The sequence below is a fragment of the Tissierella sp. genome (assembly GCF_032104385.1).
GTDB lineage: Bacteria > Bacillota > Clostridia > Tissierellales > Tissierellaceae > Tissierella.
Genome location: NZ_DAMCHJ010000002.1, coordinates 40,713 through 65,794 on the forward strand (window position 1 = coordinate 40,713; position 25,082 = coordinate 65,794).

The window sequence follows — 25,082 nt, forward strand, 5'->3', positions numbered from 1 at the left end:
TCTCATTTTAGAAAGTTGTCTAGGATATTTAAGTTTTCTAAAACTATATTATCTAAGTCATTATTATCTTTAATAGATTGTGCCATTAGTGCCTTGTAATCTTCAGGCTCATAATTAAACTTTTTATTACTTAATTGGTGTATTCTAATTAATTCTATGTTACAATAAATGTACAATTGATTATCAATTTGCTTTAGGAGTACATCTTTGCCGATGTACTTTGGTGGAACTGAGTATTTTCTCCCCTTGTAATTTACCAATGAATCTTTATGGACACTGGTTCTCAGCTCGTGATCCATATATGTTTCTATTATCTGATTCTTTGGTAGGGGTTGAAGATACTCTTTTTCTTTTTGAAATAGTAGTAATGGTGGTACACCTATGGCCTGACATTCATATTGATTTACTTTCTTATTAATATTTTTAATTTTAGAGATTAAATCATCTTCATCTTCAAAATCATAATTGTAAGCTAGTATTCATTCTACAAATTTGTTAGCAGCCTCTACTTTTCCTTTAGTATAGGATTTCCTTGGTTTACATAGAGAAATTTTAAAACCAAAGTCATTTGCAAAAGCCTGCATTTTAGTATTAATCTTTCTTCTGTTATCAACTATATCTACAACAGTTCTCATATTATCAAATAGTATCTCCTTAGGTACACCTCCCGTCTCTTTAAAAGCCTTAATTAAAGAATCAAATACATCTTGCTGTGTTCTATGCTTGTTGTACTCAAAATGGCAATATCTTGAATTACCTAGCTTGTAACTAAAAACATTAAAGGTAAATTCTTCATTATACTTTGATATTAGCCTTACATCCTCCTTCCAATCAACCTGAGCTTGTTTACCAGGTAATGTCTCAAATCTTGGATGTCCTTTAGACTTAGCCGCAGGTTTCAAATCATTGTTTTTAATATATTTATTAAAGTTGGAATAACCTCCAATATCATAACCCTTGTCCACAAAATACTCATAAATTGCCTTTACTTTAATTCCTTTAATCTGAAGTTTTTCAATTATTTCATCCTTGTATTTATCCAACTTACTTGTTTTATTTCTAGTTTTAGGTTTCCCCTCATAGCCTGCATAATATTTCTTTACTGTTCTTCTATCAAAGCCATATTGTCTTGCTAAATCAGAAAAATTAGGTTTTAGATCCATAACTTTTATGATTCCTAGTTGTGCTCTTAAGCTACATTCCATTGCCATCCCTCCCTAAGATTAGGATAGCAATTGTGTACACTTTTGTACATTCTTATTTTCCATTACTTGTACATTTTTATTTTATCATTTACATCTTCGTGTATCCTAATTCGAATTTTTTTTACAAATAGGACATAATATCCAATTTTAAAAGTGATGTATCATACATAAATAATTTTTACATTGTTCTCAACCCTCTCTTTCTGTATTTAGGCATAAAAAAAGAAGCTAAGTCTATTTGGTCATTTAAGCTGACCTTAAAACTTAGCCTCCTAATATCTACAGATTTTATAATAGAAACTTATCGTAAAGCCTATTTTCTGCTTCGATATAATTTATCTATTTTATTTTGTTCTTTTATAAGATTTAAATATGCGTTATTGATTAATTTTTTCTTTTCATCCGACACCCCTATTATAAAATATTGGAACACCTTTAACCATTGATCTTGACTTAGACAGGTTGGACTATCTGTCATTTTAAATCCAATATCGTTAGATAGTCTCTTTATCTGTTTATAAGAAAAAATGTATTTGCATCTGGTTTTCATATCTTTTCCTATATTACTGAAGATATATGCAATAAAATCTGAGTATAAGTCTTTCCTATCTTTTTTTACTAGTATATTCTCTCTTTTTTTAATGCACATAAATACACTATCAACACTAGGAACTGGATTGAAATCAGTTCTTTTAAGATCCCTTATAATTTCAAAATTAAAATATGGTTTAAGAAGTAAAGATTGCATACTTTCTCTATTTTAGGGCTTGCCAGCATACTTTTCTGCTTCCTCCTTCTGAAGTACAATATATATTTCTTCAGGGGGATTGGCATTAGATGCTAATTTTGACAAAATAGCTGCAGTAATATTATAAGGAATACTAGAAAAAAACTTATATTTATATTCCACTGGTAATTTGAATTCTAAGAAATCTCCATAGATTATTTCAATATTTTTTACATTATAGAATTTATTCTTCAATTTTTTATATAAATCATAATCATATTCTATAACATATAACCTTTTACACCTCTTTACCAATTGTTCTGTAATAATACCTTTACCTCCCCCAATCTCTATTACAATATCATCCTCGCATATGTTACTTTCTTCTATTAATTCACTCACTAATTTTTTGCTCTGTAAAAAATTTTGTGTATTCTTTAATTTAATCTGATTATTTTTATTAAACATTAAATCCACTCCTTAAAGTTATTTTTTATGTGGATTCATGTATATTGAATAATCCATGATGGCAAAAACAAAAAAACTATAAATGAATAAACTATCCATCTATAGCTTCCTAAATTTAACAATATTTTTTTGTACAATATTTATAACAAATAATAATTTTACTGCTTAGTCCGTTGGACATTATAAAAAGGCACAAAGATACCTTGTTTTAAAGATGTAGTAAATTAAAAATATGGCTAGCCGCATGGGTTTTCATTATAAGAATCCACTAATATAAGGTATAATAATAAAGCCTAGATTCTAGACCAATTTACCTTACATTGAATTTATTTAGTTGTTTTTATTTAACAACTAAATGACGAATTCTTATTGAAGCTATACCCATTTTGCAACTCTCCTTCCTATAATTTAAAAACATTATAACACGATTATATATATTTATCAATCTAGACTATTTCCACGTTGTTCACCCCATCCTCCTCCATTTATTCATTTACCACACTCGCCTATGGATGAAAGAATATTTTTTCTATGTTCATCATCTATTTTAGTAGCAATCTTCCAGTCTCATTTCAAAACCTACTGATTCATTATAATACATTCCAGTGTAAATATCTGAAGCCGGATGATGAATACCTCTTGCTCTGGAACCTCCAAGTACCATACATACAATACCTGGCACTTCTTTTAGCTCTTCATTTATTTTATAAATAATTTTTTCTACAGTCATAAATCTTCGCCTCATTTTTCAAACGTTTTAATGCCTTAGATCATTTCTTACTCGTTCTTTCCATTTGTTAATATTTGAGATTGCATTTTGCTCTCCACCTAAATATATATCTTCAATTGTCATAGACCAAAGTCTTAATTCCCGCTTTCTTTCCTTGTTTGGAATAGAGTTTGTTATTTTCCCTACCGATTTTACCATTTCCCGATTCTTCTTGAGAATATATGGTGTCTCCCAACTATTATCATAAGAATCAATAAATAGTTTAACTAAATGCTTATATCCTTCTTCTGTATAATTCGAAGGATGTTGTATCATATAACATGAGACAAGCCAAAAATGTAATTCATATAGCTTAGGATCATTATGTTCCCAAACAAGAGGAAAACCGAATAATTCATAGCATGAAAACCCATCTGTCTCTCTAGTTCCACATTCTATACATCTACCAAATTTCATAACTGTATTATTATCAACCATTTATCAATCAAACCCCTTTATTATCCTCATAATACTCAGTTTATACTATTACGTAACGTAAATGTCAATTTTATTATTTATCTTAAGATTTTAAAACAAAATATCAAGAACTATTATCGATATCTTTTTCTGCTATTTATATTAAAATTATCCAATGTCATCTATAAAACACCCTATTTTTAAGGGTCAAAAACGATGTTTTTACCGATTTTTGACCCGTTTTTCGTCCTAGAACCACTATATGTGTGGTCGAACCCTATTATTTCTTGGTGGAAACATATCTTTCAATAAAATTAAATTTATATCATATTTTATTTCTTTACGAGTAGATTATAGCCATTTTAGTGTAATAAATATATTTCCTAATTACAAATTTTCAAATTCTTTATAAACTAACAGTTTAAATATATTGTTCCATTAACTGTCCTAAGCCAATCTCTGAAGTTAATTTTTCAAGATTATTAAATATTTTCTCGTCGTCCCAGTTCCACAATTGAAGATTTAATAAAAATTCAACCTTTTCATCACTAAATCGTTTTTTGATAAATTTAGCTGGATTCCCCCCATATATTGTATAAGGTTCAACATCTTTTACTACAGTTGAGTTTGTTGCAATAATTACACCATCACCAATTTTAATTCTAGGCATAATAGTAACATTCTGCCCAATCCACACATCATTTCCAATTACTGTGTCTCCCTTGAAAGGGAGTTGCTCTATTGTAGGGGTCACCTTTTCCCATCCACTACCAAAGATGTTAAAAGGATAAGTTGTAATTCCATCCATTCTGTGGTTTGCACCATTCATAATAAACTTAACACCCTCTGCAATTGCACAGAACTTGCCTATTATTAGCTTATCTCCAGTGATGCTCTATACTATCATAAAATTTCTCTGGAGACTTTTTACTATCACTATAATAGGTATACTCCCCAATCTCAACATTGCTCCTTTTAGGTAGATTGCTTATAAAGCAAACTGTATTTACATTTTCAATCGGATAAAGTTTGTTTTTATTAGGACCAATCATAAATATTCACTCCTTCTAGTTTTCTTAAACTACATATAATCATATAATCTCAACCAGTTAGTAGATTAATTGACCAATCTTACCGCATTCTTCTGTGAACCATATTGCCCCATCTGGTCCAAGAACAAGACCATGTGGCTCTGAATCTATTGTGGGGATTTGATATTCAATTATTTCACCACATGATTTAATCCTACCAATCTGGTTACTTCCCCATTCTGTAAACCAAAGTTCCCCATCTTTACCCGATACAATTGCATGAGGTTTAGCATTTTGTGTTGGCAGTAAGTATTCGGAAAATTCACCTGATGTAGTAATTCGACCTATCTTATTACCCATTATTTCTACGAACCAAATAGCGTTATCGCCACCTTTGCAAATTCCAACTGGTCCAGAGGCTATGGTTGGAATGTTAAATCCAGTTATATCTCCAGATATAGTAATCCTGCCTATTCTATTACCCTGATTCTCTGTAAACCAAAGTGCTCCATCTGAACCTGCTATAATCATTGATGGAAATGAACCTAGAATAGGTAAATCGTACTCGCTAATTTCTCCATTCACAGTAATTCTACCAATTTTATTACTACTAATCTCTGTAAACCACATTGCGTCATCAGAGCCTAATGTAATTCCATAAGGACCTGCATTGGCAGTAGGGAGATCATATTCTGTAACCTTCCCTTCTATTGATATCTTTCCTATCTTATTAGCTTTATACTCTGTAAACCACAAAGCTCCATCAATTCCATTTGCTATAATCAGAGGTTCTGCATTTAAGGTTGGAAGTAAATACTCTGTAATTTCACCTTTTGATGTAATTCTACCTATTTTATTTCCTCTACTTTCTGTATACCACATGGCTCCGTCAGGCCCTACAGTAATTCCATATGGCCCTGATTTGTCCATCGGAAGTTTATATTCATTTATTTTTATATTCATTTACTTATCATCCTTTCATTTTAAAACAAAAAATCCTTTCCCAACTAAAAGTCTCGGAAAGGTTACAAGTATCATTATATAACTTTAGTATAAAAAACTATTCCAAAGTAGAAATAGTTAATTAGTAGTATATAAATTCTAATTAAATTGACACTATTATAATCCTATCCAAAACTTATAGTAGTCTAAGTAACTCAAACTAACATACCCTAAATATTAAAAGATATGTCCACTTTACCTATACTACTTTAGCTTTTAACAAATGAATAAGATTATATGATCATTTTAACTAATCACCCCATGTATATTTTTATACATACTAAAGTATAGTACATTTAAGATTATAATTCAATAATTTATTAGGAAAATTTACTTGGTCGAGTAGGTAAGGAATTTTACAATTCCTTTCCCTTTAAGAAAACGGCACTTGTATGTTTCCATACATCTATTCCCCAACCACCATATATCCAAATTTTAATTCCATTTTCTTCTGCGTATGTTATTATCTCAATGGCATCTGTTTTGTTTCCCATATAATCTCTCCATTTAAATTCCTATTTATCTATTTGATTATAAATAATACTTAAATTACAATATAAAAATATCACTCAATATTTTAAGAACTAATCAATACTTAGCTTTTCAATAGCTTGTTTTTCATTTGGCAAAAATAATATGTCTTTTCCTTTATTACATTCATAAATAAAATCTTTCAAACTCTTACTTGTATATAAAGAGAAATCTCCTATGATAGCTATTCTCTTTCGATAATTAGTAAATTTTTGCAATATCTCTCCTGCTATCTTGGTGCTTAGATCAAAGAACTCTTCACATATTGATGCTTTGTTTATAATCATACGACTACATCCCGTTTCATAATCTACTGTAGCAAAAAAATCCAGCGCTGATTGCACATCTGTTATCAGTATATGTTCACTATATACAATTGCAATTTCAATATTATTCTCTTTTATAACACTTATTTGCATACTAAACCTCCATCACGATAAATTATTTATTATGTATTAAATTTACTTATATACATTATACAAACGCTACATTAATTATCAATCTATTATTTCATATGTCCAACCCTACTTTTCTCATTTTTATTCTAAAATTAGGTCTTTTATCGAATGTCATCTATAAAACACCCTATTTTTAAGGGTCAAAAAACGATGTTTTTTCCTCGATTTTTGACCCGATTTTTGTCCTCAAACCACCATATGTTGTGGTCGAACCATATTATTTCTCCTCCGAACCACAATACGTCATCAGAATTATACTCTCAACGTGGGTTGTCCTCTTGATAGGTGCATTTTTGTAAACCTGCATTTTGCTCACTTTTAGAAATTTGTTTATGTCCATCAATTTTGCTAGTTAAACCTGTCTTAAATATAAAGGTCAACATATAAGGATCTATACTTCCATCTTCTTTATACCCACCTATAATGACTTCTTTCACTACAGTTTTAAATACTTCTTTATCAAATTCTACTAGTGGTTCTTTGCTTTCAAATAGTTTCCTGAAGGATGCTATTCTCTCTTTAATAGTTTTTTCTTCATCTTCTACCATATCTAATTCTTTTTTTTCTGTTTTTAGTTCTTGGAGTTCTTTCTTTAGCTCAGTATATTTTACCTCATAGTTTTCTTTATCTATTTGGTCTTCTAGATGTAAATCTAAGAGTTTGCCTATCTTGTTTTCTATACCTCTTATATCTCCATCTATTTTATTTAATAGTTTTTTGTTATCCTTTGATTGTAGTTCTTTCTCTATATTCTCAAGAAATTCCTCTACTATTGTTTTGTTATCTCTACATAGGATATTAAAGGCTTTTACAAAGGCATTCTCTATTATCTTTTCTTCTACTGCCTTACATTCAGGACAAGATTTCTTTCCCTTCCTGATTGCAGTTGTGCAGAACCATACATCTTTTTGTTTATCAGTTCCACTATGCCATCTTCTCCTGGTAATATTCCCACCACAGTAAGCACATTTCATTATGCTGGAAAAGGCATATTTTAAGCTATGTTTTTTCATTCTTCCCTGATTATGGTTTCTACTTCTTTTTTCTAATATTTCTTTTGCTTTATTAAATTGTTCCCTTGATATAATAAGTTCATGGTTATTTTTAATATAATACTTTTCTTCTTCACCAAAATTTTCCAACCTTCTTTTGCTTATGGGATCTAGAGTAAAGGTCTTTCCCATTAGGATATCCCCTACATACTTTTCATTTTTAATAATTCCTCTAACAGATGAATCTGACCAAGTTGTATTACCCTTCTTTGTTTTTGCTCCCATTTCTGTAAGTTCTCTTGCTAGTACAAAGCATCCAATTCCACTGGTATATCTATTAAATATATATTTTACTACCTTTGCTTCTTCTTCATTTATAATTAACCTTTTCTTTTCCTTGTCATAATCATAACCTAAACAGGAAGCTTGTCCTACTAAATCTCCCCTTTTCATCTTCATTTTAAGACCCATTTTAGTATTGGCAGAAAGAGATTCACTTTCCTGCTGGGCTAAGGAACTTAGGATAGTTAGAAGCATTTCCCCATTCATTGTTAAAGTATTTATATTTTCTTTTTCAAAGATTATTGCTACATTTTCATCTTTTAACATTCTAACATATTTTAGAGTATCCATAGTATTCCTAGCAAATCTGGATATGGATTTAGTAATTATAATATCTATTAAGCCATTATTGGCATCAGATATCATCCTTTGAAACTCATCTCTATTATCTGATTGAGTTCCTGATATTCCTGAATCAGCATAGATATCTACAAATTCCCATTCCTCATTCTTCTTAATTAAATCTGTATAGTGGTTTACTTGGGCCTGATAGCTATTCATCTGTTCATCTGAATCTGTACTTACTCTACAGTAGGCAGCTACTCTAGCTTTGTTTATTGTCCTTCCAGTATTTCTATCAATTTTCTCTTTCTGGGCTTCAATTACTTGTACTCTTCTCATATTTTCACCAACCTTTCTTTTAATTTATAATCCTTGTATTCTTACTAGGGATTACAAGGATTATAGATAGAAGATTCTCCTTAGTCAAGCTAATTATCAGCATCTCAGAGCCTTTACCTCTATACTTATCCTAGTAACTTGAAAGAGTAAACACAGAAAATAAAATAGTAAAGGAAAGCCAGTCCTAGTATATTTTATTGCTATTCTCCTATTTTCTTATTTCTTCCTACTCTTTTATTTCGTACTTTCTCTTTATGCTATTCCTTATAATTGAATGTTCTTTTTCTGAAATTAATTCCTCTTTTAATAATCGATTTAACATTCCTATTTGTAAACTATATTTTTCTATATTATCCTTTAGAAATTTATATCCTATTGGAGTGAAGAGAATATTTGCTACTGTTTCCATATCCCCTTCACCTTTACTATCTTTTAAAATTACCTTTATTTTCTTCCAAAGTGATCTTAACTTCTTTTTCATTGAAAACCTCCAATCTTATCTATAATTTTTATATAATTCCCCTTACATTTTCTTTGACCACCTGTAGGTGACACCAACAAATGCCTGTTTATGGGAATTTTCATCATTTCTGACCACCTAAGCTGACACAAAACCCTAATTCCGACCACCTATCTTTAATCTTTGAAACCACGGCACTGCCGGGGGATGTGGCTGGAAGGTGGAATCTTTTGACCACCTTCCTTTATCCTGCACCAAAATCAATAGGGTGGTTCAGTCCATATTTTGCTTTTTAAATCTATACTTTTATTTCTAATCCCTTAAGGATCAGTTATTAGCTTATTTTCAACCCTTCCTCTACATTTGGCCAAGTTTGTTTTTTATCCCCTCTTTCGCCCAATTACTCACTTATCTTATTTAAAGGCCATACAAGGCCAACTGTGGCTTCACTTTCAGGGTCAAGAGGGACATCAGTTTGAAGACTTAGGGGGTAGTCATTTTATCGTCCCTATTTTTAGATAGTTCTTCAGCTAATTCTGTGGGAGTAGATTTATGATATTCTTTATCCTCCATAAAATTAGAAAGAAGAATAACTACATCATCTAAGAGAACATCTTTATTTATAAAACTATCTGTTACTACCTGCCAAATATTATCTTCATCCCTTTCTAATTTAATTTCTCGATAATCTATATCTCTACCTACACAGGATAAAGTTGCCACTTTATTTCCTCTTGTTTCTTCTACAAATATAAAACTACTATCTACTGCTCCTTGTATACCAGTAGTACCAGAAATACGATTAAAGGGATCCTTATCATATTCTTTTCTTAAGTGATGAATTAATAAAATTGCTATTCCATGTTTGTCTGCTAGTTTTTTTAATATAGTTAGATCACTATAATCATTTGCATAATTATTATCTTTAGTTGTATTTCTTATCATTTGTAAGGTATCAATAATAATTAAAACTGTATCTGGATGTTCTTTTATGAAATTTACTATTCTTTCTTCTAGTTCACCACCTAGTATTGCATTTTCAGTACAGAAGTTTACCTTATCACTTGCTTCATCTGTAATATCAAATAGTCTATTTTGAATTCTAATTTGACTATCTTCAAAACAGAGATAGAGAGTATTGCCTTGCTTTACTTTATTTCCCCAAACCTCCTCTCCTTTAGCTCCTGCTACTGACAACCATAAAGCAAGCCAAGACTTTCCTAACTTTGGTGATCCTGCCAGAATATGAAGTCCTTCTGATAATAAATTTTCAATAATGAAATTTATTTGTTTAAGTGGCATAGTCATTAATGTTTCACCATCAATGGTATTAAATCTTTTTGTCATTTAAAATTCACCTCCTCACTTGTTTCCACATTTGAACTCGTTTTTTTAAGTCCGATTGGAAAAATATCTTAAAATAAAAATTATCCTTCTATCTGTTTCCACATTAAAACCGTGATTTTGAAGTCTAATTTAAAAATTATTTTAAATAAAAATATCCCTCTATATGTTTCCACATTTAGAGGGTAATTTACGAAGTCTAGTTTTAAAAATAGACACAAAAAATAACCCTGATTTTTTTATCAAGGTCATCTTAAAATTTATTCTTCAATTGTTGGTAGTTCAGCTACTATTTCATCTTCTGGTTGAGTCTTTAGTCTCCGAGTGTTATAAATTGCATATTCCTTTAATACCTTTCGTTCCATTTCCTCACGGGAAACATTTCCTTTTCCTTCTAAGATTTCTCTTCGTCTAAACTTTAGAAACTCATTAAGGGAATTATCCCAATCCTTCATTGTCATAGGAGTTTTATCTCTTGCCATATCTTCTGCATGATCAAGAAACATAGTAACGATACGATTAAGGTCAGTTATCTCATCCTCATATAAATAGTTTTTAGATATATTTATATCCCCTTTACGAACTACAGCACCTTTAAAAGAAGTAAGTCCCATATTGTCTTTAGAACTGTCTACTCTTTCAGAAATAAGCTCTGCTGCCGTTTGCCCTGTGACGGCATAAAGTAATTTATTTTGAACAGTTGCAAAGAAATCTTTTGTACTTTCAAGAGCAGGATTATAATCAACAGACAAGCTATAAATATCCTTAATCTTTTGATAGAACCTTTTTTCTGAAGCTCTAATATCACGAATACGTTCTAAAAGTTCATCAAAATAATCGTCACCAAATTTTTTAGGGTTTTTTAATCGCTCATCATTCATTACAAATCCTTTTTGCATATATTCTTTAAGGACTTTACTTGTCCAGTTTCGAAACTGGATCCCAACATTAGAGCGAACACGATAGCCTATGGCAAGGATCATATCAAGGTTGTAGAATTTTATCTTTCTTGCAACCTCGCGTCCACCTTCATTTTGAACTTGTAAGTAATAGTTACAAGTTCGATTTTTATCTAATTCTCCTTCTTTGTAAATATTCCTTATGTGCTTCGTTATATTTTGTGTTGTTGTTTGATAAAGCAAAGCTATGTTAGCCTGATTAAGCCATATGGTGTCATCTTCCAAATAAACATCTATTTTAGTTTCACCTTTTTCAGTTTGATAGATAAGGATTTCACCTTTTTGATTTATATCCAAAAGTACACCTCCTATAACTTTCTCATAACTCCCATGAATTCATCTAAGGTATAAGCACCATCCAGTTTTAAATCTTTGTTATTAAATACCATAAGGTATCTATAATTATTCCCTGCTTTAGCTTCCCATAACCTCCCTATAGAAAGCTTTTGTTTGCTCTCATCATTTACTAGATGATCACCTTTAGTTTCTACCAATACTAGATTACCATTTTTAGTCATAACCATAAAATCTGCATAATGATTTATAAAACCATTGAGACAAAATCCTTTTCTATCAATAATCCTATGCCACCATAAGGTGTTATCAAGACTTGCAATCTCTGTTATTACCTTATGTTCAAAATCATTCATATTGGTTTCAGCCTCATATAAAGACTTTGGTATAGAATCAACACTGTCAATAGGCGAAATAAACATAGGTAAGTTATAGTAGGGCTCACAAGTAATTTCACCAGTAACAAGCATGGTCTTAAATACCTTTTCCCTATACTCAAGTTGTAATTGTTCGATTTTTTCTCTTATCTTTCTTGCATATGAGGGAATAGAAGTCTCAAGAGTGGATAATTCATCTCTTGTCATATTGTCTACTATCCTATCAACATATCCCATTAAATCTATTGAAACCATACTATCGGATTTGTTAAGCTGATTATACAGCATTTCTTTACACACCTTAACTTTCTTTTCGCTTGGTAAGGCATCAAAATACTCTTTGAAATATTTACTCTCTTTTTCAGCTACTCTTTGATATTTAGGAATAGCTTCACCATCTACAGCTATATCTACTTTATACACATCATTTGATGATAGTATAAAATTAATTTGTGTATCCTTATCAGCAAGGGTAAAGCCATCATTTAAAAACTCTTTAGTAAGTAAGACCTGTTCATCAATCCCTAAAAGTGGAACTATTTCTTTATGAACAAATTGAGGAATAGGATTTATTGATTTTTCATATCTACTAATTATCTTATATTGATTCATCATATCACCAATCTCGCCTCCAAGAAGGCCAATCTCTTCTGTTTCTCTTATTTCAGTTTCATATTCTTCATTTTGCTTCATGGCTACTTCTAACATATCGGAAATAGTATCAGATTTATCCATTTCCTTATTTTCATTGATATTTTCAAGACTTTGTCTTATTTCATCAAAGTCAATATCTAAAAATTCTTCTTTTTCTTTATTATCCTCTTCTATCTCTAGCTGCACCTTTTCTTCTATATGAAATGGTTTGTTATCCATAGGCTCAGATGTCTCACCTATTCGATAGTCTTTCTTGCTAAATCCTGCTTTATTAAGACCCTTTACAATATTTTCAAGAGTATCTCTGAAATCATTAGAACAAGTTAATGTATAGCACAAATTAAGGCCAACATTTTTATGTTTTTTGGCATAAGGTAGACGGAGTACTCTTCCAAGTATTTGTTCTACATCTACCTTTGAGGTTTTATTAGCAAGTGTTGCAAGAATATATGCAAAAGGACAGTCCCAACCTTCTTTCAGAGCATTCACCGTAATAATATACCGTATTTCACAGTCTTTGCTCATTAGATTAATACCTTTAATCTCGTTAACATTGGAAGTTTTAATTGCAATTTGTTCCCTTGGTATACCTAGACCAATTAATTCTTCCTTTAGTTTTTCAAAAGTTGCATTATCTTCCCTGCCTTTTGGCTGGGCCTGAAATAGTACAATAGGTCGAATATATTTCCCTGTTATCTTTTCTTCTTCTATAGCTTGTTTTTCAAGATTACCACGAAGCTGAATTGCGTCTATAACGACTTCTTGTTTACTATTACGGTTATATACTACAACAGGCAATTTAACCATATTTTCTTTTTTAAGTTCTCTAGCATCTACATATGAAATAATATTGCTATTTTCCTTTGGAGTTGCAGTCAAATCAAGAACAAATGATGGATTAAGATTATTAAGCATTTCTACACTTAAATCTGACTGGGCATTATGACTTTCATCAACAACCACAACAGGTGAAAGCTGATTTAACACTTGAATAAGTGCAGTATTATCTACATCTTCAATCAAAGTTTCAGGATTTTCATAGAATGGCTCAAACTGTGCCAGTTGACTGTTTTGCTGATAAACCTTTCTTCCGTCCTTTTTATTGGATCGAATGGAGTCAAAACTTAAAACACAAATTGTAAGTTGTTCTTTAACAGAAGTAGGATTAAATCCTTGCCCATTGAGTAACTGTTCTTTTGTAAGCACTTCTACTCTACCACCAAAATCCATATCTATTCTCTGTCTATAGGGATGATCTACATCGCTTAAAGTTCGGATTGTCTGCTCTAAAATTGCATTTGATGGTACAAGCCATGCAACTACTTTTGTTTTAGATAAAGGCATCTGTTCAAAAAACGACTTCAGTGATGCACATGCTATAAAAGTTTTTCCACCTCCTGTTGGTACTTTAAAACAAACATGAGGTGTACCAGTTATGGTATCTCTATATTCAGGCATACCACCATAGCCTACTCTAACATCTTTATCTTTCCAATGCTTTGTATAGGCTGTTTTTATATTATTAGCTTCATTCAATATCTTTAAATAGTTTGAAAGATCTTTTAATACTTGTTTTTGGTATTTTTTTAGTTCCATCTTATCACCTACAATCTTTTAATATCACGGGGAATTTTCTTAAACGTGATATGGTATTTTAGTAGTTCTTCTTCACTTAAAGTACAATTATCTGCATAGATAATATAGTTTTCTGCTTTTTCTTTCATTGTTTTTAAAAAATTATAGTTTAGCGTGGTTATCTTTTCTTTTTCATAGTAAAAATAATAAGCAGTGTTATTATGAGTATCCAGATAATAACTGTCACGGTTTTTAGATAAAACCTCTTTAGTCTCCATAAAATAAACATATTCTCTAATTTTATCAATTGAAATATTTTCATTTAGATATTGATTTTCAAGAATCAAAGGCTCTCCTAAATCGTAAAAGCTAAAACTGCCTCCTGTACCACCTATATCGTCATATCCATTGATAACTCTTTTTACTCTTTCTGAAGTAATGCTTTCTGCATAGTCTTCCATTTCTACAAGTATAAACTTCCTATTTCCTCCATCTTCTTTGTTCATATTTAAAACAGCATGGGCAGTTGTACCTGAACCTGCGAAGGAATCTAGTATAATTGAGTTTTTATCTGTTGCTATTTGTAATATTCGTTCAATTAATCTAGGTGGCTTTGGTGTATCAAAAGGAAATGCTGAATCAGAAAATATCTTTTTTAATTCTTGACGTGCTTCTTGATTATCACCCACATCTGCCCTAAGCCATAATGTAACTGGAACTTGTCCATCTTGAACTTCACTTAAAAATCTTTTTATTGATGGAACATTATTTCCATTAACTCCAAACCAAATTCGATTGTCTTCAACTAACTTTTCAAAGTTTTCCTTTGAAGTACGCCAACACCTGCCTTGAGGTGGATTAACTATTCTGCCACTAGGTGTTTCTATTGGATAATCATAATCAGGTGAATAAGTCTTAACTGATAAATCACTTGATTTCCATGGCCCCCTTGGGTCATTATCCATATTTTTATATCGCTTATTCTGTTCATCACTTCTTGGTAATAAATTTCTATCCCAATTGATTTTATTTTTTGAATATACCATTACAAAATCATGCATATCTGAAAAATATTTCGCATCATTTTGAGGACTATATTTCTTCTGCCAAATAACATTATTAATAAAATTGTTGTATCCAAATATTTCATCACAGATTAACCTCAGATGAGCTTGTTCATTATCATCAATACTAATAAAAATAGCTCCATCATCAGCAAGAAGTCTTTGCAATAACTTTAATCTTGGATACATCATGCATAGCCATTTATCATGCCTAGATAAATCTTCACCCTCTTTTCCTACTACTTCACCCAGCCATTTTTTCATCTTTGGATCATTTACATTATCATTGTATACCCATTTTTCATTACCGGTATTATATGGTGGATCTATGTAAATACATTTTATTTTCCCTTCATATTGTGGTAAGAGTGCCTTTAATGCCTCCAAATTATCTCCACGAATAATTTTATTATCACTCTCATTATCACCATGATGTTGTCCATTTTCATCAAAGCTATATTTATGATCTAAGACTCTATATGGTACATCTAGATGATGGTTGATTACCTTTTCTTTTCCTATCCAATTTAAAGTCGGCATTGATTGTCCTCCATTATATTACAATTTCTTTTGGCCGTATTGCAGTATTATTTTTTTGTTCAGTAGTTATTTCATTTGCTGTTTTATTGCTACTTCTTTTTATAAATATCTCTTGTTGCAACATTAATTTTTCTTGCAAAAAATTATAATTAATCTCCTGTTCAGTAAAAATTTCACTCCATGTTTTTACATAAATCTTTTTTCTATTAACATTATAGGCTAAAGATCGCTCTCCATGTGATTTGGCATTTTCAATTTCTCCACTTATCTCACTATTAAACTTGTTTCCTACAAGATAAAATATCCATTCAATATTATCTCCTTTGAATCTATCTTCCTTATCAATAACATTAAAATAATCCTTAACTTGTTGTAGCTCTTTTGAACCTAAAGTTATAGCTGGGTGCTTTAACTCTACTATAATTGATTTCTTTATTTTCCCATCCAATTTTCTTTGAACAGCAAAAATATCCATTTCTCTTTGCTTGTTTTTGTCATCAATTTTTATGCTTCCTTTAGAATGTTTTTCTCCCCTTAGCACATATATAAATCTTCTCAATGCTTCTTCAAAATCAGGTTCTTCTGCAGTAACAAGATGATATTCCTCACCAAAAATCCAATAGTGTTGTTCAATTAATTTCTGTAAGTGATCACGTTCATTTGCTTTTAAGTCTTTATTTAAAACTAATTGCTTGAGGTCAGCTATAGCTTGTAGTCTATCTTTTATAAGCGTAATGGCCTTGGTAATGTGTGACATCTTAGTATACTCTAGAAGATTAGCTAGCTCATCACGTTCTTGTACTTGCATGTCTAAAACCCCTTCAATAATTTTATAAAGGCTATCAATTTCTCCTGATTGAAGAGTCATATCAAATAATCTTACCAATGTCTTCTGTTGTGGAATATTTAAGCCCGTAAAAATTTTAGGCTGTGCTGAATATATCGTTTCTATCATTTTATCAAGGCTTTCTTCCCTAAATCTATCCAATGCATTTTTGTTATCTAGCTTTGGATATGCTCCGTTCTTTTTTAAACTAGATATATATGTTTTTGTATATTCTTTTATATATGGATTCCTCATGTTTTTCAAATGTGAATCAACTTTTCTTATAATAAACTTGTATTCCTTGGAATCCTTTCCATTTATAAATGATATTTGTTCAGCGTCATCTTCAAATCTAAAATCATCAAATATTTTAGATTTGATATAGACGCTGTGAAAGAACTTATCTCCTTTATTATTTAAAGTTGTATTTTCCTTAAATTGTTCTATGTTTTTCGAATTAATGTAATAATACTTCGAATATTCTTCATGCAACTTTTTATTCCAAATACAAAAAACAACATCAAAACAGGATTGTGTTTCTTCAAAGTAATATGTTTTTTTCTGCTTATTTTCGAGAATCGAAGAATAGTTTATAGCTGTGCCATCTAAAATCAATTGATAGTTATTTTCACTATTTAACTCTAAATACCATGCGAATTCTAAAATCATATACTCATAATATTCATCAAAGTCAAACTTTGGATCTTGAAAATTCATAAACTCTACAGTTGTTCCTACTGTTTCTGTTGTTACTTCTGGTTCTGTATCAATATATTCATCCAAATTTGAAGCATCCATTATAATTTTATATTTATAATTTACTCCATCATCTTCATAAATGGTAGTCCATTCTGCTCTACTTGAGAATGTGAAAAATGTGAAACGGCCAATACCATTTTCCCCACGAATGTGAGAACTGTTTTTATTAGCTCTTTTTTTAACAGTTTTATTAGATTCAAATATGTTTTTAAATTTATATTGTAGTTTTTTGCTATTAATACCATATCCATTATCTTTTACTACCAACCCACTGATTCCGTTAAATTGATTTTTAATGAAATCTACTTTAACAGTAGTAGCATTCGCATCAAAACCATTCCAAATGTATTGTGATACTGCACTAAATGTATTAAATTTTTTTAGTGCTCTCTTTATACCAGTTGTTTCAACTTCTATTTTATTAACGGCCATATATTCACCCCTGACTTTTATTTCTTCGAAGTAAGTTATATACCTTTATTTGCTCTTCTGCCATCAATAGGTCTCTTAGCTTCTTTTGGTATTGCCCATACCTTTCCAAACTTTATCACGCCTTCAATACGATTGGTCTCGCAAAAAGTCTGTACTCTCCGTAAAGATATTCCCCATTCCTTAGCTTTGTCTTTTGCTGTAACATAATCCATAAGCAATCCCTTTCTTCTTTATTAAATAATCTTACTCCCATATTACATCATTATAACGAATAATACAATGTAGATTTGATAGCGAATCAATTCACAAATAATTCTATATTTATATAATCTTATAAATAGCTTTTTTATCAATCCTCAATTAATCTTGCTACCGCATTATTGCACTTTTTACATTTTCCTTTAAATAAAATCCCTGCCTTATCATTATGCATAGAATAATCAACAATAGTAGTTGTCCCACATGTAGAACAAAATACATTCTCTAATAGTTTCTCCTGTATATGTTTAGGAATTTTACTCCATTTTTGTATTACATTAATATCTATAGTCATTTGACTTATCCCCATGTATAATTATAATCTCAATCTATATCCTCTCCTATATAAGCCTTCTTAGTTTTTATAAACTTACTCCAATAAGGAGGATATTCATTACTGCCATGCTTTTTTATTTTATTGCGTTTAGGAAATCTAATTAAAACCTCCTATTGTGTACCATCACAAACATCCTTATCAATGTATTTATCTTTCCAATTAACTATCTCCAAAAAAATAGTTCTTTTATAAATGCAAACCATTGTTCCGATGTTAGGGGTATTTCTTTAATCAAAATATCTGGTTGAAAGTTTATTTCATTTTAGGGATTCCTTAAGTCAATATACATACCCTAGGGGTTTTTGCATATCTCATCAATTGATTTTCTCGTTTTCCATCAATATAAACAAAATAGGATGTGCCAAAATACCCTCCAGCTAAGAATTCAAAAGATGTCATTTTAAGTAAAGGAAATAAATTCTTGCTACTAAAGTCTTGTCCACAAGATTTACAGTGCTTGGTTGGGCTACTATCCGAAAAACAGATCCACCTAATATGAGTTCTCCTTGTTCCTATGCTAGGTAAGCTTCATAGGTTGGCTCACCATATAAGATTCTTACTGTATCCCTGGACCCACAAGCAGGGCATTTATATCTTGACATTATCCTCACCTCTTTTGGTTTACATAAATATCTAAATCTTTATTCATATCATTATATGAGACAATTGTATATACCATTTCATCTCGACCTGTATAATAACATGCTGAAAGTTCTGTTAATCTCCCTTGTGCTAATCTCTCTTGTTTCTTGTTTTGAAGCCACGATATTTCTTTTATATCAAATTCTCCCTCATGAATGAATCCTAAATAAAACTGGCATTCCTCAAGTTCTTTATCTTTTATGTATTTTATTGACTTTTCAACATCAGAAATAAAAGGATCTATATGTACTTGTGCACCCTTATGCTTTAGCTCTATGATAGCATATATCTTTTCAATATTATCTTTAATATGTCCTTCTTCATTGTCTCCAATTTTTACAATTGCAATGTCCGCTATTACACCTTTGCTAGATAATTCTCCATCATGGAATTCAGTAAATATCCTAATATTATTATTTTCGAGCAATTCCTTTAACTTATTTCTTAGATGAAAATAGAAAGCATTTTTTAATGTGTCTTCATATAAAATATAACTCTTATCCAAATCCGCTCTTATTTCATTAACCCATGCTTCTTTTATTGCTCTATCAATAGTATATATTATTTCATTAGTATCATTTGTTCTCATTAAAACCTACCCCCTGATTCTATATTCCATCAAAAATTATCCTATTATTTACATTATACAGTTATTAAGCTTTACTTGCCATACTATTGATTTTGTTCTTATAAAAATACAAAAGCCAATCAAGATTAACCTTGCTAATCCTAATTGACTTTAACATTAATATTATTATTCAAGATATCATTACACCATCGACGGCATTAGATTTTTAATTTCTGTAAATTGCTCTTATCTCATGATTCCTATTATGACTTTGATATCTTCATTGATGAATTTTTTATTAAAATCATTCTCATTTCTATTGAAAGTAGTATGTTTTTGATAGTGGGTAAATTCATGAATAGTTCTGTGTTTATGCTGAATCAAGCCGTTCAGCATATTATATTCTGTTTCTATATTTTCTGTATTCCTACCACGCACTCCACATGCACTGTATGAGGAAACATATCCACTGGCTGTACTTCCTCCACCTTATATCCATTCTCCACTAAATACTTAACATCCCTTGCCATAGTAGCAGAATTACAGGATACATATACAACCTTCTCTGGATTTAGTTCTACTACTGCTTCTAATACTTCTTTTTCACAGCCTTTTCTCGGTGGATCTAAGACAACTTTATTCCCTTTAATCCCTCTCTTCATTAATTTAGGGAATACTTCTTCTGCTTTGCCTACTATAAACTCTGTATTATCTATATTATTCAATACTGCATTTTCTTTAGCATCTTCTATAGCTTCTTTTACTATTTCTATTCCATATACTTTCTCAACATTGGAAGCTATATATAATGAAATAGTTCCTATTCCACAGTATAAATCATAGATAACATCATATTTATCTGGAGCTAAATATTCTACAACTTTATTGTATAAGACTTCCGCTTGAATTCTATTTACTTGAAAAAAGGAATTAGGTGATAGATAAAACTTATAATCTCCTATATAGTCTAAAAGTCTATCTTCTCCATAAAGTTTTCTATACTCTTTTCCATATGTAATTGATGAGTTTAATTTATTAATATTTTGGTAAATACTGATTACATCTTCTTCAATCAACATTTTTACTAATTCTTTTTCATTAGGTAATCTATCACTTCCAATAACTAATATTACCATAGCTTTATTGTCTTTATTAATTCTTATACCAATATGACGAAGTATTCCTTTTTTATTTTTTTTATCATAGGGTCTAATATTGTATTTATTCATCCAAGTTCTAATTATGTTTATTATCCTATCTCCAATTTCAGGTTGAAGAATACTACTGTCCATATCTACTATATCATTACTATTTATTTCATAAAATCCTATAACAGTATTTCCATTTTTCTCCCCAACTGGTATTTGCACATGATTTCTATATCTAAAGGGATACTCCATACCAATGGTATCTTTTACTTCTATATCCATTAATCCTACTATTTTTGCAAGATCTATTTTTACCTTATTCTTTTTCCATTCTAACTGTTTAGAATATTTATATTCTATAAGAGGTACTCCTCCTCTTGCTTCTGGTATATCAAAGTCTAATGCTATTCTATCCTTTGAAGGCTCAATGATATCAACTACTGATCCTATGGCAAAGTTCTTTTTAATTTTATCTATTCTTGCCACTACTTCATCACCAATTATTGCCCCAGTAACAAAGACAGTAAAGTTATCAATTTTTAATACTCCATTACCTTCATGGGTAAAATCAATTATTTTTCCTCTTACTATATCCCCTATATTAATCCCCATAACTTCCTCCATATCTATATTAAATTATTAAAATTAAGACACTATGAAAAAATAATATATCCATTATTAATCTGCTTTATCTTAAATATTATCCCCTATAAAATATAAATACCCTTTTAATAAGGGTATTTATATAACTAATCTATAACTACTGCTGTACCTGAAGCCGTAACCATCAGCATATTTCCACCTTGACCTAATACCTCATAGTCAATATCTACTCCCACTACTGCATTAGCCCCCATTTCCATTGCTCTAGTTTCCATTTCTTTAATAGCTTCTTCACGAGCTTGTATAAGTTCTCCTTCATAGCTGCCCGATCTTCCACCGAAGAAATTAGTTAAACTTGCGGCAAAGTCCTTTATAAAATCTACCCCAGCTATTACTTCTCCAAAAACTATACCCTTATACCCGACTATTCTTTTTCCTTCAATAGTTGGCGTTGTAGTGGTTATCATTTTTTATACCTCCTAGTTTTATTATTTCACCATTTCAAATAATTTTTCTTCTACATATTCCTTAAGTGGCTTTCCTGATATATTTACTTTAGTCTCATCCATAAAGTCTACCATTAATCTAAAGAAATTAATTACTAATTTATTTTCATCTATATAATATTCCGCTTCATGACCTGGTATAAATATTACTTCTAATTCTTCAAATTTTGTTTCTCCACTTAATTTTTCTTTTACATCGTCTAAGTTTAAAGTCTTTACAGGTTTAACCATATTATTCATGTTTCCTAAATCTTCCAACATCCACATATTATTGTTCCAAAACTTTCTTTCTTGTTTTGTTGAATTATTTAGAAGCTCTCTATTTGATATTGCTGATAATACTTTTCTTACAGAATCCTCATTAAAATCTGAATTATATAGATATTTCATTTCTTCTTTATTTGCCAATTCTATAAAAAATGAATCTACTACCTTCTCTTTATCGGCAATTGATTGCCAAATAAAAAGCATCATCTCTACTGTATCAAAATTAATTTTTATTGTCTTTACCATTTAAATCGACTCCTATTCTTTAACTATTTTAGCTTAATTCCATTATTTTCTATTGTAATAATACCTTCCTTATATAACCTGCCTATTGCTCTTTTAAATCCTGATTTACTCATACTTAATTCTTTTTTTATAATCTCTGGAGGACTATTATCACTTAAAGGTAGAAATCCAGATTTTTCTTTTAATTTTGATAGGATTGCTTTTGCATCCTCATCCATTTGAATATAGGATCTATCTCTTAAACTTAAATCCAGCTTTCCATCTTCCTTCACCTTAGCCACTCTTACTTCTATAATATCTCCTACTTCATAAGCCCCCAATAATTCTTTCTTAGGGATTAATCCATCATATTTATCATCTACGGCTACAAATGCACCTATATCTCTATTTATACTATAGATTGTCCCTTTTGCTTTATCATTTTCCTTATAAGAAGAGTCAGTTCTTAGCATATCTTTAATTTTCATAGTAGCACATATTCTATTAGATTTATCTACATATACACCAACTAAATATTCTTTACCCTTATCTATTGAACCAACAGTTTCGCTAAAGGGTAAAAATAAATCCTTTTCTAATCCCCAATCTAGAAATGAGCCTATCTTTGTTTGACTAACTACCATAAGATGTCCCATTTCTCCAACTTGTAATTTTGCCCTATTGGTTGTGGCTATAATTCTATCCTTTGAATCATTATATACCATTACCTCTATCTCATCTCCTACTTTTAATCCCTTTGGTATCTGAGATTTAGGAAGTAGTATATCATCTTCTGCATCCTCACTTATATTTAAATAAGCTCCAACAGAAGTAAATCTTTTAATTATCAGTTTTTGTACATTACCAAGCTTAATCATAATTCACTTCCTTCGTATTTCATTCTACTCCTATTTTATCACAATAACAATATTTTATCTCAATAATTTTGGAAAATTTTAAAGGGCGAACCTAGTTCGCCCCTATTTTAACTATTAAGCATAAATTTCTTTTTCTAGTTTCTCTAATAACTCCAATGCTTCCTTAGGAAGTTTATCTCTTCCACCTTTAAAGGTTTCCATATCTAATAAGAATTGTTTTCTATAATCAATGCTATTAACCCACATTTTTTGATATTCTATATCTTCCATATTTGGTATAAATCCTTCTATTTCCATAAATTCAATATCTGAAAAATTCCCTAATTGCTTAAACTCAGCTTTTTTAGTGGCTATATCTTCAAGAATTTTTAAAGTAATTTCCTTTGGAATTTTTTTATTTAAGAAATGGCCTGTATTAAATATATAACACCCTACATTTCTATTGGCAAATAGCTCCTTAAACTTTTCATAATCATTTTCAAGTGGATAAGTCCTAAATGGATTTGCATATGGCTCTATAACTAGAGCGTTCATATCTATACCTTCAGATAATCTTTCCGCTGTAGACCTTTTAGTTGCAAGTGTAGCACCCATAGTTGACGCAAGTACAGGATTATTTATTTTAATTACTGGGGGAATCGTAGCATCTTTCATTAACCATGCAATCGCATCTACGGGTTCATCAATTTTATTTACCCTATTTTCAGCCCATAATTTAGATTTAACAGCTCTACCATTACCATTTCTTATATCTTCTGTTACTATTACCTTGTTTCCTTCATCATCCATAGTTACTCCACAGTTTTGTACTGTAAGCAAATACTTATTTGAAGGATGATTTGTTGGATAATCTTGGGTCTTATCAAAATATGAAGGTTCTAATGCTACAGATGAGCCATTTTCAGTTGATATTACATAAGCATCATCATGAAGAATTGTTATATCATATTTTCCATCATGCTTCTCATGAGTAATCGTAGATTTACCTGAACCTGATAAGCCAAAGACACCTATTGTATATTTTTCATTACCTGGGAAATTATATCTCTTTATTCCACCATGGCAGGATGCAAAACCATTTCTATTTGCTATACCCCAAGCCAGTGTTAATGTTCCTTTTTTATGTTCTCCAAAATATCTCATTCCACATAATAAAGCACAATTGTGATTAGGATCGAACAGAGCTAATCCATTTGGATGAGTAGGAGGATAGTATTCAGGAATAGATAATATATAAATATCTCCCTCTGGTAATTTAACAGAATCCTTATACATCTTCATATATTCCTCTGTAATATATTGAAAATTTAACATCCAGCTATACATTGTGTTTTCATATCCTTCTGGAATTAGCAAATGTGCTTTTACCATAAAATCCTCATGAAGTCCTATAAGCACCTGAGCGTGGTATAATTTCTTATATCTTGTATGAAATGCTGCTTCTCTTGCAATAGCCGAAAACTGTCCTTCGTCTACATTGTGTTCTCCAATTATCACCCTTGCTCCTGCAAAACGCCCAGTTATCTCACCATCATTAAATAAAAGTATTTTAGAACCTTCATCTAATCCTAATTCTGTTGGCCTATGTACAGGCATATCTGTAACTATAGTTCCTGGTGAATTTTTAGCTAATTTATATGCCTCTGATAGTGAAGAAACCTTAACCACATTGTTCCCATAAAAAGTAGATTCAATTGTAGTACGTATAGGAAAAAAGATAGGATTGTCCTTATTTATATCTTCTCTTCTATAGTTTGCTATTGTTGCCATTGTTTACCCCCTTATAATAGTTGAATTAATTTT

20 protein-coding genes and 3 pseudogenes are annotated in these 25,082 nt (G+C 30.5%); all 23 read right to left on the bottom strand.

Going from position 1 to position 25,082, the window contains the following annotated elements; genetic code table 11:
• Positions 1 to 2: 2 nt before the first annotated feature.
• A pseudogene (gene istA, locus RT714_RS02215) lies at positions 3 to 1,205 on the bottom strand (IS21 family transposase).
• Between the two features lie 313 nt (positions 1,206 to 1,518).
• A pseudogene (gene erm, locus RT714_RS02220) lies at positions 1,519 to 2,400 on the bottom strand (23S ribosomal RNA methyltransferase Erm).
• 547 nt (positions 2,401 to 2,947) lie between these two features.
• Complete coding sequence (locus RT714_RS02225) at positions 2,948 to 3,145, bottom strand: nucleotidyltransferase domain-containing protein (RefSeq protein WP_313755982.1); 198 nt, start codon at positions 3,143 to 3,145, stop codon at positions 2,948 to 2,950.
• Positions 3,146 to 3,157: 12 nt separating this feature from the next.
• Positions 3,158 to 3,607 carry a DUF5946 family protein gene (locus tag RT714_RS02230; protein WP_313755983.1) on the bottom strand — a complete coding sequence of 150 codons (450 nt, stop codon included), beginning with the start codon at positions 3,605 to 3,607 and terminating at the stop codon, positions 3,158 to 3,160.
• Between the two features lie 400 nt (positions 3,608 to 4,007).
• Positions 4,008 to 4,638: pseudogene (locus RT714_RS15905) on the bottom strand (CatB-related O-acetyltransferase).
• Between the two features lie 57 nt (positions 4,639 to 4,695).
• On the bottom strand, positions 4,696 to 5,580 hold the full coding sequence (locus RT714_RS02245) for a hypothetical protein (protein ID WP_313755986.1): 885 nt from the start codon (positions 5,578 to 5,580) through the stop codon (positions 4,696 to 4,698).
• Positions 5,581 to 5,975: 395 nt separating this feature from the next.
• Entirely contained in the window at positions 5,976 to 6,113 is a 138-nt protein-coding gene (locus RT714_RS02250; protein ID WP_313755987.1) for a hypothetical protein, read from the bottom strand.
• Positions 6,114 to 6,203: 90 nt separating this feature from the next.
• Positions 6,204 to 6,569: a DUF4180 domain-containing protein gene (locus RT714_RS02255; RefSeq protein WP_313755988.1), complete on the bottom strand. Its 366-nt coding sequence runs from the start codon at positions 6,567 to 6,569 to the stop codon at positions 6,204 to 6,206.
• Positions 6,570 to 6,868: 299 nt separating this feature from the next.
• Complete coding sequence (locus RT714_RS02260) at positions 6,869 to 8,563, bottom strand: recombinase family protein (protein ID WP_313755989.1); 1,695 nt, start codon at positions 8,561 to 8,563, stop codon at positions 6,869 to 6,871.
• 226 nt (positions 8,564 to 8,789) lie between these two features.
• Positions 8,790 to 9,044 (bottom strand): hypothetical protein, encoded by a 255-nt coding sequence (locus tag RT714_RS02265; RefSeq protein ID WP_313755990.1) that lies wholly within the window; start codon positions 9,042 to 9,044, stop codon positions 8,790 to 8,792.
• Between the two features lie 462 nt (positions 9,045 to 9,506).
• A complete protein-coding gene (locus RT714_RS02270; RefSeq protein ID WP_313755991.1) occupies positions 9,507 to 10,370 on the bottom strand; it encodes an AAA family ATPase in 864 nt (287 codons plus the stop codon).
• A 257-nt stretch (positions 10,371 to 10,627) separates the two neighbouring features.
• Entirely contained in the window at positions 10,628 to 11,623 is a 996-nt protein-coding gene (locus RT714_RS02275; RefSeq protein WP_313755992.1) for a virulence RhuM family protein, read from the bottom strand.
• Between the two features lie 11 nt (positions 11,624 to 11,634).
• Complete coding sequence (locus tag RT714_RS02280; RefSeq protein WP_313755993.1) at positions 11,635 to 14,247, bottom strand: DEAD/DEAH box helicase family protein; 2,613 nt, start codon at positions 14,245 to 14,247, stop codon at positions 11,635 to 11,637.
• Between the two features lie 8 nt (positions 14,248 to 14,255).
• Positions 14,256 to 15,830: a site-specific DNA-methyltransferase gene (locus tag RT714_RS02285; RefSeq protein ID WP_313755994.1), complete on the bottom strand. Its 1,575-nt coding sequence runs from the start codon at positions 15,828 to 15,830 to the stop codon at positions 14,256 to 14,258.
• Positions 15,831 to 15,843: 13 nt separating this feature from the next.
• Entirely contained in the window at positions 15,844 to 17,847 is a 2,004-nt protein-coding gene (locus RT714_RS02290) for an ATP-binding protein (RefSeq protein WP_313755995.1), read from the bottom strand.
• Between the two features lie 35 nt (positions 17,848 to 17,882).
• Entirely contained in the window at positions 17,883 to 18,059 is a 177-nt protein-coding gene (locus RT714_RS02295) for a DNA-binding protein (RefSeq protein ID WP_313755996.1), read from the bottom strand.
• 137 nt (positions 18,060 to 18,196) lie between these two features.
• Positions 18,197 to 18,400 (bottom strand): hypothetical protein, encoded by a 204-nt coding sequence (locus RT714_RS02300; RefSeq protein ID WP_313755997.1) that lies wholly within the window; start codon positions 18,398 to 18,400, stop codon positions 18,197 to 18,199.
• 649 nt (positions 18,401 to 19,049) lie between these two features.
• Positions 19,050 to 19,673: a hypothetical protein gene (locus RT714_RS02305; RefSeq protein WP_216562950.1), complete on the bottom strand. Its 624-nt coding sequence runs from the start codon at positions 19,671 to 19,673 to the stop codon at positions 19,050 to 19,052.
• Between the two features lie 389 nt (positions 19,674 to 20,062).
• Positions 20,063 to 21,412, bottom strand: a complete 1,350-nt coding sequence (gene rlmD / locus RT714_RS02310) for a 23S rRNA (uracil(1939)-C(5))-methyltransferase RlmD (protein ID WP_313755998.1) — start codon at positions 21,410 to 21,412, stop codon at positions 20,063 to 20,065.
• 137 nt (positions 21,413 to 21,549) lie between these two features.
• Complete coding sequence (locus tag RT714_RS02315) at positions 21,550 to 21,870, bottom strand: putative heavy metal-binding protein (protein WP_313755999.1); 321 nt, start codon at positions 21,868 to 21,870, stop codon at positions 21,550 to 21,552.
• A gap of 21 nt (positions 21,871 to 21,891) precedes the next feature.
• Positions 21,892 to 22,422, bottom strand: coding sequence for a hypothetical protein (locus RT714_RS02320; RefSeq protein WP_313756000.1), 531 nt, complete (start codon positions 22,420 to 22,422; stop codon positions 21,892 to 21,894).
• Positions 22,423 to 22,445: 23 nt separating this feature from the next.
• Positions 22,446 to 23,279 carry a S1-like domain-containing RNA-binding protein gene (locus RT714_RS02325; protein WP_313756001.1) on the bottom strand — a complete coding sequence of 278 codons (834 nt, stop codon included), beginning with the start codon at positions 23,277 to 23,279 and terminating at the stop codon, positions 22,446 to 22,448.
• Between the two features lie 114 nt (positions 23,280 to 23,393).
• On the bottom strand, positions 23,394 to 25,049 hold the full coding sequence (locus tag RT714_RS02330) for a phosphoenolpyruvate carboxykinase (ATP) (RefSeq protein WP_313756002.1): 1,656 nt from the start codon (positions 25,047 to 25,049) through the stop codon (positions 23,394 to 23,396).
• Positions 25,050 to 25,082 lie beyond the last annotated feature (33 nt).

Bases quoted from the DNA above. Each gene is read 5' to 3' on its own strand.
- RT714_RS02320 (WP_313756000.1), bottom strand. From the start codon at position 22,422: ATGGTAAAGACAATAAAAATTAATTTTGATACAGTAGAGATGATGCTT.
- RT714_RS02325 (WP_313756001.1), bottom strand. From the start codon at position 23,279: ATGATTAAGCTTGGTAATGTACAAAAACTGATAATTAAAAGATTTACT.
- RT714_RS02330 (WP_313756002.1), bottom strand. From the start codon at position 25,049: ATGGCAACAATAGCAAACTATAGAAGAGAAGATATAAATAAGGACAAT.
- RT714_RS02300 (WP_313755997.1), bottom strand. From the start codon at position 18,400: ATGACTATAGATATTAATGTAATACAAAAATGGAGTAAAATTCCTAAA.
- RT714_RS02295 (WP_313755996.1), bottom strand. From the start codon at position 18,059: ATGGATTATGTTACAGCAAAAGACAAAGCTAAGGAATGGGGAATATCT.
- RT714_RS02265 (WP_313755990.1), bottom strand. From the start codon at position 9,044: ATGAAAAAGAAGTTAAGATCACTTTGGAAGAAAATAAAGGTAATTTTA.
- RT714_RS02230 (WP_313755983.1), bottom strand. From the start codon at position 3,607: ATGGTTGATAATAATACAGTTATGAAATTTGGTAGATGTATAGAATGT.
- RT714_RS02280 (WP_313755993.1), bottom strand. From the start codon at position 14,247: ATGGAACTAAAAAAATACCAAAAACAAGTATTAAAAGATCTTTCAAAC.
- RT714_RS02270 (WP_313755991.1), bottom strand. From the start codon at position 10,370: ATGACAAAAAGATTTAATACCATTGATGGTGAAACATTAATGACTATG.
- RT714_RS02315 (WP_313755999.1), bottom strand. From the start codon at position 21,870: ATGATAACCACTACAACGCCAACTATTGAAGGAAAAAGAATAGTCGGG.
- RT714_RS02305 (WP_216562950.1), bottom strand. From the start codon at position 19,673: ATGAGAACAAATGATACTAATGAAATAATATATACTATTGATAGAGCA.
- RT714_RS02285 (WP_313755994.1), bottom strand. From the start codon at position 15,830: ATGCCGACTTTAAATTGGATAGGAAAAGAAAAGGTAATCAACCATCAT.
- RT714_RS02250 (WP_313755987.1), bottom strand. From the start codon at position 6,113: ATGGGAAACAAAACAGATGCCATTGAGATAATAACATACGCAGAAGAA.
- rlmD (WP_313755998.1), bottom strand. From the start codon at position 21,412: ATGGGGATTAATATAGGGGATATAGTAAGAGGAAAAATAATTGATTTT.
- RT714_RS02225 (WP_313755982.1), bottom strand. From the start codon at position 3,145: ATGAGGCGAAGATTTATGACTGTAGAAAAAATTATTTATAAAATAAAT.
- RT714_RS02255 (WP_313755988.1), bottom strand. From the start codon at position 6,569: ATGCAAATAAGTGTTATAAAAGAGAATAATATTGAAATTGCAATTGTA.
- RT714_RS02260 (WP_313755989.1), bottom strand. From the start codon at position 8,563: ATGAGAAGAGTACAAGTAATTGAAGCCCAGAAAGAGAAAATTGATAGA.
- RT714_RS02290 (WP_313755995.1), bottom strand. From the start codon at position 17,847: ATGGCCGTTAATAAAATAGAAGTTGAAACAACTGGTATAAAGAGAGCA.
- RT714_RS02245 (WP_313755986.1), bottom strand. From the start codon at position 5,580: ATGAATATAAAAATAAATGAATATAAACTTCCGATGGACAAATCAGGG.